Genomic DNA, 12,445 nt, shown 5'->3' with positions numbered 1-12,445 from the left:
TTCCGTTGTTGCCTTCCTCCTTTTATTTGGAGTTCAGGTAATCCAGGATAATCCGGACCTCCGCCTTGATTCCGTTGAGAATCGCTCCGTCGTCCGCCTTGAATCCGGGATTGTGATTCGCAGGGCCGTCCCCGGAACCGATGGTCATGAAATAAGTGGGCGCTACCTGCGCATAATAGGAGAAATCCTCACTAGCCGGTATTCTGGGAGAATCAAAAACGTTCTTCTCACCCACGGCTTCAACGGCCGCCTTCTTCGCCAGTTCCCGCAGGGCAGCGTTATTCTGGATGGACGGATAGCCCAGAACGTAATCCAGCTTGTACTGCGCTCCATTGGCCTTGCATACATGGTCGATGACGGACCGGGTGCGTTCTTCCAGCAGTTTGCGGGTTTCCGGCGTTACGGAACGGATGGAGGCTCCCAGCACCGCTTTGTCCGGAATGACGTTGGGAGCGTTGCCGGACTGGAATTTTCCCACGGTGATCACGGCCATGTCCCCGGGCGTCGCATTGCGGGAGACGACCGTTTGCAGCGCCATCACGATTTCAGAGCCCGTGACGATGGGGTCCACGCCCAGCTGCGGCATGGAGCCATGGGAACCCTTCCCCTGAATGGTGAGGAAAAAACCGTCCGACGAGGAAGAGGCGGCCCCCGCCGGCAGAATGCCGATGGACCCGGCAGGTTCATTGGGCATCACATGCGCACCGAAGATGGCGTCTACGCCTTTGAGAACTCCACTCTTGATGATCGGAAGGGCGCCCCCGGGCGATTTTTCCTCCCCGGGCTGGAAAATGAAATACACCGTGCCGGGCAATTCCTTCTGCATGGAGGCAAGAACCTTGGCTGTTCCCAGCAGCATGGCCGTGTGCATGTCATGCCCGCAGGCATGGCTTACGCCCGGTGTTTTGCTGGCAAAGGAAAATCCTGTCTCCTCCTGCACGGGAAGCGCGTCCATGTCCGCCCGGAAGCCGACGGTTTTCCCGGGCTTTCCGCCGCGCAGAATGCCGACCACGGAGGTCTTCGTAGGCCGCAGGACTTCAATGTGGCCGAACGAGGCAAGCAGATCCGCCACATAATTGCTCGTCTTGTATTCTTCAAAAGACAATTCCGGATTCTCATGGATATGGTGCCGCCACTCCACGGCGTCCCTGGCGGCGCTCTGCACCTCCGGTTGCTGCGCCATGGCCGAAAAAGTCTGGAGAAGAAGGACCAGCAAGGTCAACAATGATATTTGCATGTTTTTAAAACGGGAAGGGCTGTTTTTAGTCAGACAACGCGCAACGACTTTCATTCCATAAAACTGTGCCATCATTTCAGAATTTTCAAAGATCAAACATAAACCCTGCCAATAACCTCCGGAAAATCGAGCCAATCACTCCTTGCAGGTTCTCCACCTTTGAGCTTTCATGAAATTAAATATAAATTATTGAATTTATTTATATGATGATTTCAAAAGAGATAAGAAAAAGTATGGGAGAGTTGAAAATAAAAAACTTTGTCTTCCTGCCCTCAGTAACAAGAAATAACTACAAATCCATATTATTCGAATTCTAGAGTGTACTTTTAACAACAAAAAATCGGCAAAAGAAACCATCACCGTTTTCGTCCGATCTAACAATACCTCAAAAGTTGAAATCATGTTCACTCTAAACACGGATTCCATCTATACCCTATTCAAGATTTCTGGAAATTAATCAGAAGCGATCTGGTATTAATCAAGCTCGGGGCGGCGGCTCTGGAAGATTTCCCTTATATTACTGTACCCAGTAATTATAGAAATAAATCAAAGGAAACAACTGTTCCATGAAGCTTTTCATCTTTTTTCCATAACGTAACAGGCGTATTTCACCGGTAGGAAATGTTCCCCATTCTGGCTGTGTTTGTTTGGCAACTTCAATTTCAAGATCATGAACAACACTTTCAACATCGGCGCCATGGACACCGTCTACCCCTTCATTCCCATGTACCCCAACGGACAGCCCCAGGGCAACTTCCAGGTCAACGGCCTCTCCGCTCCCGTCCTTATCCCCAAACGAACTGCTTCCTCCCCCACCCGCCACGAATGGTTCGGATACCTCAAGGTCATGGCTCCCGCCACCTGTTTTCTCCACCTTCACGCCCACTCCTCCATTTCCCTTTCCATTCCCGCCAAGGATATGGAACTCTCCACGGAGGCCGAATCTTCCACCCCTCTCTGCCGCCAGATCCAGTTCGACCAGGGATACTACTGGTGCCATATCGTCCATCAACACCAGCCCGACCAGGGGTCGGAACCCGAGTTCTGCATTGCCCTGGTTAGCGACAAAGAAGGCGAGCCCGACCTGGATTATTACCTGCTGGCGGAAAACACTCCCGCCGGCAAGGAGGGAGAAACCGTCCTGACTCTGGTCAACCTGTACCAGGAGGTGGAAGAAGGAGATTCGTCGAGCAGTTCGACAGGGGGAGGAGATTCGTTTGAGTTTGATCCCAAGCCCAGCAGCAGTTCGAGCTCTTCCTCCTCGAGCAGTTCGTCTTCCAGCAGCTCTTCGTCTTCATCCAGTTTCCAGCCGAGTTCTTCGGCTCCCGAGCCTCCGGATTCCTCCAGCAGCGCTCCGTCTTCCAGCTCTTCCTCGAGCAGTTCCAGCAGTTCTTCTTCCAGCAGCTCGTCGTCGAGTTCCTCAAGCAGTTCCAGCTCCAGTTCCTCTTCCAGCAGTAGTTCCAGCTCCCTCTCTTCTTCCTCCAGCGAGCCGGAGGAAGGAGGATGCCCATGCCCCTGTTCCTGTGGTTGCGACGAAGACATCGAACAGTCCGATTGCAGCAAGAACACCTCCCATTTCTTCGGCGGCAACCCGGATGGAGCCGACGACTGCGAAGGCTTACTGGAAGTAGGAAGCGGAGACTCAGGAGGGGAGAGGAGGAAGTAATTTCCCCCTTCTCCGCACTCTTGCCGAACCTTCCGCCCTCTCTTCCATCACCCTGCGCTACAAGCATCCTCTCGAATGGACCGCCTCCTGCAATCCCTAAACAGGACAAATCTCCGTCAAACGACCCACGGGCAGTTCCATCTCCTTCCTGAGTTCTGACGGTCATTCCGAAGCCTCCGTCTCCGGAAGTTCGCGCAAGTTGAACTACAAGGTTCGGAAGCTGAATGCCGACAAGTCTCCCTGCACCAGCGGCTCTCCCGCCTATCTGGACATGGTCCAGAGCAATGGGCGCACCCTGCGCTTCTCGGCAGCCACCGGAAAGGTCGTCTCCATGGTTTCCGCCTCCGGCGTGGAAACCACGGCTGAAGATTATTCCCGTCAGATGAAGGTGAACCGCCATCCTTCCACGGGAGCCATTGAGAGCATCTGGTCCAAGTCCCAGGGACTGCTCCAGGCGGTTGGGGAAGGCAACAGGCTCACCCTGGAATGGTACGCTCCCGGCCAGGTGAGCAAGAATGCGCGCGGCTTTGCCGGCACCGGAACTCCCTACAAGACGGTCAGCTATGAACTGAGTGACGACCAGGGCGTGCAGGTGATGGACATCGCCGAACAGAGGGAGGGGATGCCTGTCTTCCGGACGCAGCGAAGAACGGAAGGCAACAAGGTGACGACCATTCAGGGAGAGGGAGACGAGCGCACCGTGCGAACGGTGGAGAAAAACGTGCTGCCCGGTTCCAAGTGGGAGCGCATTGAAACTATTCAGGGCATCAACGAGGAAGAGCCTTCTTCCTGCACGCGTACAGTCAAGAAGTACACCGACGGGGGCTGGCTGACCATCAGCCGAACCCAGGGTTACAACACCCCTCTGGCCCGGACCACCCTCTATACCTACAACGACCAGTTCCGGGTGTCCCTGGAGATCAAGCCCGATGAAGGGTACACGCGCTACGAGTACGATGACCAGGGCAGAACCGTGCTTTCCGCTGCTCCCTGGGCCGGAGGAGGTGAAAAGGGGACACGCACGACTTACGCCGACTTGCGCTTTAACGACTTCAGGCCAGCCACGGAAACTAAGGTGGTCATTGCCGAGAATGGAGAAGAAACGGCGCTTCTCAAACGCACTTATACCTATGAAGACAGCCCGCAGGCCAGCCGCACGACCGTGACGGAAACCGCCCTGGGAAGCGACCAGGTCCATACGAGTGTAGAGGAGACTTATGGGGAAGCTGCCGAATACCCCTACGCCCGGGGCAGGCGCAAGATGAGCCAGGGCGTCAATGGCGTCCAGACGGTCTATTCCTATGAAGCAGCCACCCAATACGGAGCCATTCACCAAGTGACGGAGACCGTGCAGGCGAACGGAAGCATCGTTCCCGGACAAAGTACACGAAACGTGCAATACATCGCTGAAAACGGCACGACCACTAGGAAAGAACAATACGTTCACACCGGAGAAGGCTGGTCGCTGATTGCCTCGGAGGACTACGAATACGATGCCGAGCGGAGTTTGATCAAAACGACGAGGGGCAACGGGCGCATCAGCACGACGGAATGGATGTGCTGCGGCCCGTTGAGGGAAACCGGTAAAAACGGTACCGTGACCGGCTACGGTTACGGCTACAACTTGGCCAAGCAGCTGGTGGAGACGATTCGCTCGGCCACCGAAACACACCCGAAACGATTACTTCCTACAGCTATGATTCAGCGGGAAGAAAGGTATCAACACGCCGAGACGTGAGTCAAATAAGCACTGTCCGGGACGCCTCCGGCATCAGGGAATGCTCCTACGATTCCTACGGCCACATGACCAAGACACTTCCTTTGGAACCGTGGAAAGCTCCATTCAGGAACAGAGAGGGTGGAATTTGTATGCATTTATTAGGAATAGAATTAACATAGAAGTGGATTTATTAGGTACAATACCCCCCTACAATGGAGGTGCCTCTGGCATCGTTGAAGTTCCTATTCCACAATCTTCTATAATAGAGAGCAACTAAATAACATTAAATTATATTGCTTATCCTGGAAAGCAAAAAAAAGATAAAGGATTTGAAGAAGTCAAAAAGCGATTAGAAAGAAAAGACCCGGTTTATGAGACATTTTCTCCAGATGGTTTTAATCCCAGTGAACACTGTTGTTGTGGAAAATGTGTAAAAAAATTGCTTATTGTGATGCACGGGACAGATATGTCCTATGGAACTAATCAGAATGTACGCGCTGAGTGGAGAGAAGCTGGACTGATGGAAACTCGAACGAGGCAGCAAATATCAGATGTATTCAAAAATGTAAAAATTCCCTTTTGTGAAAAATGTGAAGTAGAGTTACGCTCATGTTATTTGGGACAAAATGACGCACTACGGACATCATTACAGAGTATGTTTCCTTGTGAAATTGTATTATATGGCACGCCTGTATTTGGATATGGAGCTATTTATGGATTTCAGTATCTATATCAAAAACTATTCAATTAGAATTATTTTCTTTTATAAATGAATGCAAAAAAAATCATATTCCTTCTATTTGTTTTAATTTCTTTTATTTTATTATATTATTATATTGATGTTTTAAACAATAGAGAAAGTGCAAAGAGTCTTAAAAGATTTTTCGATGTTTCTTCTTTAGAAAAAATAAAGAGCAAATATACACAAGTTGAAACTCTCGCGGTAGATGGATCTTCTTATACGAGTATTTGTATACCAAGTACCCAAAAAGTATTACCAAATGGTATTATCCTTATTAAAATGCCTTCGGGGAAAACGAGAGTATTTTACGGAGGTTATTATTTTCAACATTGCTTTCTACATAGCTTAGCACAGTACGCAAAAATAATAATTGAAGAAGATCCGGAATATATAATTGAACAAAAGAAAATATTAAATTTTGAAAACGCCATGGAAGTTTCTTTAGATATTTTCACTAAAAATAATCATTTTTCGGAATTATAGATCTCCAATCATTATGGGATTAATTTTAAAATAGAAAAATTTCTTATGAAAATCAGATTGATCCTTTTCAGAATATTTTCAATAAATATCACGTGATTTTTCAGAATTTAATGGTATTCACGAAAATATGGAAAAAGGCTGATGAAAAGAAACGGCATTTCAGATCTTGATCTACATCAGCTGATAAGTATCGTTGAATGGTGGGAAAATGATTCTCTTGATATAAACAGCAACCAGCATGTATTATTTGTATTTAAAGAATACTGGTCAGACATACTGGTTACAGACAAAAATATCAACGAAATCAACAAACGACTTTCAGACATGAGTCAAATATGCGGATATGAAATTAAAATAACTTTAGAATTCCATGTCGAATTTACGGACCGCATCATCTATCCTGAACAATTTTACGGCGACCATTATTACAGGCCTAAATACAATAAAATCCTCCATTCCATTCTAAAAATAATTGGCATCAGCATACCTTTGGAACCCATGCAACATTCCCGTTTTTTCCAAAACAATAACGCTGGACCGGACATATCATTATAGTAGTGGAAATATGACCCAATCCCCACTTAACCATTTTAACCTTTAATTGTCATGATATTCTAGTTAAAAAAGAATATGCCTTATTACCTAATGACGAATAAAAATGAGAGTAATGTAAAATTCTCAAATTACTGACCAGGATTTTATGACTACACCGAACTTTCTTTATCTGCCATTTGGTGATGCAGGACAGTCTGAGCACTTCCCTTTTGCTGATCGTTGGAAAGGAGATAGATGGAACGAGCATATTCATTGACAGGAATCCCTCCCCCCCCTTCTTTTTTCTTCCATTCACCTACAGCCGCGGCACTGCGGCAAGCAACGCCTGGGTGTACTCGTGGGAGGGGGAGGAAAAAACTTCGTCCGCCTCCCCGTATTCCACGATGCGGCCCTTGCGCATCACGGCAATACGGTCCGCAATGTAATGAACCACGGACAAATCATGGGAAATGAAGATCATGGTCAGATTCAAGTCGCGGGCCAGAGCGATGAGAAGGTTCAAAATCTGGGACTGGATGGAGACGTCCAGCGCAGAAACGGGTTCATCCGCAATGACCAGCCGGGGTTCCGGAGCCAAGGCACGCGCGATGGCTACGCGCTGGCGCTGGCCTCCGGAAAATTCATGGGGATACTTGCGCATCAGGGAGGGATTCAGGCCCACCCTTTCCATCAGTTCCGCCACCTCGTCCCTCATCTGTGAGAAAGATCTTTTGCGGCTGCGGCATTCCAACGCCTCCTTCAACGTCGCATACACCGTGAAACGGGGATTCAGGGAAGCGTAGGGGTCCTGGAAAATCATTTGAAAATCCGGACGGCGCTTCCTGACCTCGGAGGCGGAAAGAGCCGTCAGTTCCTCTCCTTCCAGAAAAATGCGTCCCTCCGTAGGCTTCTGGAGCAGCATCACCGTGCGGGACAGAGTGGACTTGCCACAGCCGGACTCCCCTACCAGCCCAAGGATTTCTCCTTTCTCCACGGACAGGGACACCCCGTCCACCGCCACCACAGACGCCGGTTTGAGGGAGGAGAGCAGCCCTTGCACCGCAGGAAAGACAACGCTCACATGATCCAGTTCCAGAAAAGCCATACCATCACTCTAACAAGCCTCCTGAGGCAAAACAAGACCCCAACCGTGCCAGCTCCGCCAATATCAAGACATCCACGCGCATCTCTCATTCATGCCTTCCCCAAAAAACACTGGGGCCGGCCTGAAGAATACGCAGGAAAAATCTAGTCTGTTTTTACTACCGCCGCGTCCTGTACCAATAGATGCCCTTCTACCGAAAACAACTTTACTTCTCCTTCTCATCTTTGCCGCAGGATGAACGGACAAGGAAGGAAAGAAGAGCTGCCCCGGCATCTCCAAGGAGAGCCGCTATTCCGGAAAAAACCGGACCAAAAATGAAAATCAGCCCCGACTGGGCATCACACATATCTTCCGGAGTCACCCGGGACCAAAAGAGTTCATAGTAACACACGAGGCCTATAACAACAAAAGAAGTTGTTTCCCATTTCCACCGTCTATTGGTCTTTTTGAAGAACCACAACACCGCAAGGAAATACCAAGGCCCCCACACAAGGCCAAAGACATTCCTCAACACAAGAGCGCTCCAGAAACCAGCTACCACGGTGGAGGCAATAATCAGCAGCAGGACCGGATCTTTTCTTCCCCGCACATTTTGATGACCCATATCCGGACTCCCGGTTTCTCCATGCATATGGTTTATGAATAAATCTTTAATGGATCCATCTCAAGCAAAAAAGAGCCGTTCCCCGCGAAGGGAACGGCTCCTGAGATTGATGCTGCCGCGGAGCTTACGCGCCGAGCTGGTAGCGGACGAAGGAGACGACGGAGACGTCATCGCCGAGTTCCTTGCCGACCTGCTTGAGCAGGGCGTCCACCGTGACGTTGGGATCCTTAACAAATCCCTGGTTCAGCAGGCAGGACTGGGCGTACAGGGCCTTCAGCTTGCCGGGAAGAATCTTTTCCAGCAGGTGTTCGGGCTTGCCTTCCTGGATGAGCTGCTGCTTGGCGATTTCCTGTTCCTCAGCCACGAAGGCGGGGTCCAGGCTGTCGGAGCTGACGCTCTTGGGAGCGGCGGCGGCAATGTGCAGGGTCAGATCCTTGGCAAGAGCCTTGAACGCGTCAGACTTGACGGTTTCTTCCTTGCCGGCCTTGATAGACAGCAGAACGCCAACCTTGCCGCCCATGTGGATGTAGGAGACCACGGCGCCGGAGCCGTCCACCGTGAGGCGGGCGAACTTGCGCAGAGCCATGTTTTCACCGATGGAGCTGCACATGGCCTTGATGTATTCTTCCGTAGTGCCTTCGGGCATGGCAACCTGGAGGGCTTCCTCCAGCGTGGAGGCCTTGGAATCCATGAGAGCCTTGGCAACGTCGTTCACCAGGCCCTGGAACTTGTCGCCCTTGGCGCAGAAGTCCGTTTCACAGTTGAGTTCAAGGATGATGCCGGAGCAGCCGCAGGGAGCCACGGCGGCGCGGATCACGCCTTCCTTGGCGTCACGGTCAGCCTTGGCGGCAGCCTTGGCAATGCCCTTTTCGCGAAGATACTTCACAGCGGCTTCCATGTCGCCGTTGCATTCGTTGAGGGCTTTCTTGCAATCCATCATGCCGGCGTCCGTTTTGTCACGGAGGGCCTTGACGAGAGCTGCAGTAATTTCTGCCATAGTGTTTCTGTTCTTTCTAAATGGGTTGGTTTAGGCTTCGGCGGGAGCGCCCTTGCCTTCGTTGATGGCCTTGACAATGCAGTCAAGGACCAGACGGATGGAACGGACGGCGTCGTCGTTGCCGGGAATCGGGAAATCGATTTCCTTCGGGTCGGCGTTGGTGTCAACCAGAACGCAGACGGGAATGTTCAGACGATGGGCTTCGCGGATGGCGATGTCTTCATGATCGGCGCCGATGGCTACCATGGCGTCCGGAGCGCCGCCCATGTTGCGGATGCCCTGAAGGTTGCGTTCCAGCTTCTGGCGTTCGCGGTCCAGAGCGGCCAGTTCCTTCTTGGACATGCTCTTGAATTCCGGGGTCTTTTCAATCCCTTCAAGGTAGGAAAGGCGTTCGATGCTCTTGCGGATGGTGCTCATGTTGGTGAGCATGCCGCCCAGCCAGCGATGGTTGACGTAGTACTGACCAGTGGCTTCCGCGGCTTCGCGGACGGCTTCCTGGGCCTGGCGCTTGCAGCCGACGAAGAGGATCTTCTTGTTGCGGCGTGCCAGATCGGCCAGGAAGGAGCAAGCCTTGTCCAGGCATTTTTCCGTTTCTTCAAGGTTGATGATATGGATACCGGCCTTGTCTTTGAGAAGGTACTTCTTCATGCTGGGGTGCCATTTGCGGGTCTGGTGGCCCAAATGAACACCGGCTTCAACCATCTGGTTAATCAGATCATTAATCATATATGTATGTAGGTGGCTTTCCTTGCGGCAGGAAAAGCGGTTTTTGGGGACTTCGACGCTTTCTACCCCTCCGATCCCCATTGTTCAGGTTGCGCCGAATCACGCGAGGGACAAATAATATACTTCACGACGCCCTTCTTGTCAAAGCATAAATCATTGATTTACGCAACCATTCCGCCATCCACGGCATCCCGCCGGAGGAGCGCCTCCGCAGCGGCTTTCACCCCCTGCCTGATACTTATCGTACAAAAAACAGGAACATGCCGCAAAACAGTCTTGGAAAAAACATGGAAGAGGCGTTCCATGCGGGCGTTCCGGATGACCAAGACCCTGACAAGCGGCAATCCCGCCAAATTGATTTTCCTGTTTACCATTCCCCTGCTGATCGGCAACCTGTTCCAGCAGTTTTACAACATGGCGGACACCCTGATCGTGGGCCGCACGCTGGGCGTGGAAGCCCTGGCCGCCGTGGGCTGCACGGGCGGCCTGATGTTTTTCATCCTCGGCTTCGTCATCGGATTCACGGCGGGGCTGGCTATCATCACGGCCCAGCGCTTTGGAGCGGGCCGCAGGCGGGCGGTGCGGCGCAGCTTTGCCGTCTGCATCGTCCTGAGTTCCGTCATGACCGTCCTGCTGACCGCCGTCAGCGTCGCCTTTGCTCGTCCCGTTCTGGAACTGCTGCAAACTCCTCCGGAAATCATGGAGGCGGCCCACGCCTACATCATCGTCATTTCCTGGGGCATCGGCGCAGCCATGCTGTTCAACCTCCTCTCCAACGTTCTCCGCGCCCTCGGGGACAGCCGGACGCCCCTCTATTTCCTGGTTCTGGCCTGCGTACTGAACATTGCGCTGGACCTGGCGCTGATCCTGCGGTTCGGTATGGGACCCGCGGGGGCTGCCGTCGCCACCGTAGCCTCCCAACTGGTTGCGGGCCTCTGCTGCACCGCCTACGTTTTTAAAAGGTTTCCCATTCTCCGGCTGACCAGGGCGGACTGGAACATGAGCCGCCGCTACCTCTGGGCGCATATCCGCGTGGCCCTTCCCATGGGGTTCCAGGCATCCATCATCGCCATTGGAGCCATTCTGGTGCAGTTTGCCCTCAACCGGCTGGGAGCGCAGTCAGTAGCGGCTTTCAGCGCGGCCCAGAAAATCGACATGGTGGCGACGCTGCCCATGATGTCCTTCGGCATCACGATGGCTACGTACGTGGCCCAGAATTACGGAGCCAGGAATCTGGAGCGCATCCGCCGGGGCGTCCTCCAGTGCAACCTGATGTCCGTGGGGTTCAGCATCGCCGTAGCCGCCGCCAATATTGCCTGGGGGCCGGAACTGATCCGGCTGTTCGTGGGAGACGGGGAGAAGGAAGTCGTCAGCCTGGCCCAGACCTACCTGAACATCAATGCCTCCATGTACTGGGTGCTGGCGCTCCTCTTTGTCTTCCGCTACACGCTGCAAGGGCTGGGCCAGAGCATCGTGCCCACCTTCGCGGGCGTCATGGAGCTGTGCATGCGCGCCCTGGCCGCCATCGTGCTGGCCCGCTGCCTGGGCTTCACCGGAGCCAGCATGGCGAGCCCCGCCGCCTGGATCGGCTCCTGCGTGCCTCTCGCCATCGCCTATTACTTCACCAGCAGAAAGCTGGCGCGGTCCATGAAGCAGGGCTTCCCTCCCTGCCGTGAGGAAGAGCCGGGAGCCGTCCGGCAGGCCGCGTGATTGCGGCTGGCATTCGCCCCGCACCGGAACCGGTATCTCACCCGGAGGAAAGGGAAACCGTCATGGAGCGCCCCAGGGGTCAATCACGGGTCTTCGCGGAAATCCCGGAACGTTCCCTTCCCCAGTATTCCCGCGCCTTCTGCAAATAAAACGCGCCCAGGGGAGGCAATATTTCCAGTTCCTTGCCCCACTTCTCCGCCAATTCCGAAGAAGGCATGTCCTCCCTCATGTGCTTTCCCTCCCCGATCAGGAACGGAAGCACTACCACCCTGTTTCCCTTCAAACGTGGAAATACTTCCTCCACGGAGGGGGAAGCGCCGAAATAGGCCAGGGCCATATCCGTTTCCTGCGGCCATAAAAAGGTCCGCAGTTTCTGTAAAAAGGCGAACGGCTCCGGAGGAAGGTCCTTTCCCACTACTCCATGGGCCACCACCAGCAGGGACGTTCCCGGCCCCAGCTCTTTCCCGAGGGCGTCGCGGACGGTCAGGAAGGGCATCACGTCTTCCCCAGCTCCCCACACCGGCTTGAATTCGAATTCCGGAGACACGCCGCGTTCCGCATACATGGCGCTCAATTGTTCCGGCAGCGCTTCCGTCACCGTCCAGCCGCTCTGCATGAAGACTGGATAAATCTGAACCACCCCGTCGCCCGGAGGCAGGTCGTCCGCCTGCATGTCCCGGAAGGAAGCCTGCCAGACGGGAGTGCCGTCCATGCCCAGCAGCTTGATGCGATCCGCCAGATGCTGCCGGAGTTCGGCCCCCGCCTCATCATAGGAGACGCATAGCTTGTAAATTTTTTTGGGCATGTGAAGTGAGACCCCGGAGGGAAGGCGGCGTTCAGCATCTTCCCCACTTGCAGACGCAGGGACGGTGCATGCCTGCCGTTTGTAACAGAAACGCCGGATTCCGGCAATACCATAAC

The 12,445-nt window shown here is 53.0% G+C and carries 11 protein-coding genes; 5 read left to right on the top strand and 6 right to left on the bottom strand.

Translation table 11 applies throughout. The features are described from left to right. Positions 1-22: 22 nt before the first annotated feature. Complete coding sequence (locus P8A25_RS01045) at positions 23-1,237, bottom strand: M20 family metallopeptidase (protein ID WP_215443262.1); 1,215 nt, start codon at positions 1,235-1,237, stop codon at positions 23-25. A gap of 670 nt (positions 1,238-1,907) precedes the next feature. Between P8A25_RS01045 and P8A25_RS01040 the strand changes: the two genes are divergently transcribed. From P8A25_RS01040 to P8A25_RS01025, 4 genes are all read left to right on the top strand, one after another. Then, positions 1,908-2,903, top strand: a complete 996-nt coding sequence (locus tag P8A25_RS01040) for a hypothetical protein (protein ID WP_404838732.1) — start codon at positions 1,908-1,910, stop codon at positions 2,901-2,903. A 199-nt stretch (positions 2,904-3,102) separates the two neighbouring features. After that, entirely contained in the window at positions 3,103-4,641 is a 1,539-nt protein-coding gene (locus tag P8A25_RS01035) for a hypothetical protein (protein WP_404838731.1), read from the top strand. 751 nt (positions 4,642-5,392) lie between these two features. Continuing rightward, positions 5,393-5,848 (top strand): hypothetical protein, encoded by a 456-nt coding sequence (locus P8A25_RS01030; protein ID WP_146019474.1) that lies wholly within the window; start codon positions 5,393-5,395, stop codon positions 5,846-5,848. Between the two features lie 141 nt (positions 5,849-5,989). Next, the gene (locus P8A25_RS01025; RefSeq protein WP_102729860.1) at positions 5,990-6,403 is read left to right on the top strand and encodes a hypothetical protein; all 414 of its coding nucleotides are present in this window, start codon (positions 5,990-5,992) and stop codon (positions 6,401-6,403) included. Between the two features lie 295 nt (positions 6,404-6,698). Here the strand turns inward: P8A25_RS01025 and P8A25_RS01020 are convergent, their stop codons facing one another. The 4 genes from P8A25_RS01020 to rpsB form a co-directional block, all read right to left on the bottom strand. Next, a complete protein-coding gene (locus P8A25_RS01020) occupies positions 6,699-7,487 on the bottom strand; it encodes an ATP-binding cassette domain-containing protein (protein ID WP_215443259.1) in 789 nt (262 codons plus the stop codon). 205 nt (positions 7,488-7,692) lie between these two features. Then, positions 7,693-8,118, bottom strand: a complete 426-nt coding sequence (locus P8A25_RS01015) for a hypothetical protein (RefSeq protein WP_215443258.1) — start codon at positions 8,116-8,118, stop codon at positions 7,693-7,695. Between the two features lie 97 nt (positions 8,119-8,215). Then, positions 8,216-9,088, bottom strand: coding sequence for a translation elongation factor Ts (gene tsf, locus P8A25_RS01010; protein WP_102727625.1), 873 nt, complete (start codon positions 9,086-9,088; stop codon positions 8,216-8,218). A 30-nt stretch (positions 9,089-9,118) separates the two neighbouring features. Next, entirely contained in the window at positions 9,119-9,814 is a 696-nt protein-coding gene (gene rpsB, locus P8A25_RS01005; RefSeq protein ID WP_102721700.1) for a 30S ribosomal protein S2, read from the bottom strand. Positions 9,815-10,090: 276 nt separating this feature from the next. Here rpsB and P8A25_RS01000 point away from each other — a divergent pair, with 276 nt between their 5' ends. Further along, complete coding sequence (locus tag P8A25_RS01000) at positions 10,091-11,524, top strand: MATE family efflux transporter (protein WP_215458385.1); 1,434 nt, start codon at positions 10,091-10,093, stop codon at positions 11,522-11,524. Positions 11,525-11,603: 79 nt separating this feature from the next. On the opposite strand, the gene P8A25_RS00995 is transcribed toward P8A25_RS01000, so the two are convergent. Next, positions 11,604-12,329 (bottom strand): CbiX/SirB N-terminal domain-containing protein, encoded by a 726-nt coding sequence (locus tag P8A25_RS00995; protein ID WP_215443256.1) that lies wholly within the window; start codon positions 12,327-12,329, stop codon positions 11,604-11,606. Positions 12,330-12,445: the final 116 nt, after the last annotated feature.

The sequence above is a fragment of the Akkermansia sp. BCRC 18949 genome (assembly GCF_045011645.1).
Classification (GTDB): Bacteria; Verrucomicrobiota; Verrucomicrobiia; order Verrucomicrobiales; family Akkermansiaceae; genus Akkermansia; species Akkermansia massiliensis.
Note: the sequence above shows the minus strand (reverse complement) of the source record. Positions and strands in the feature narration are given on the sequence as shown.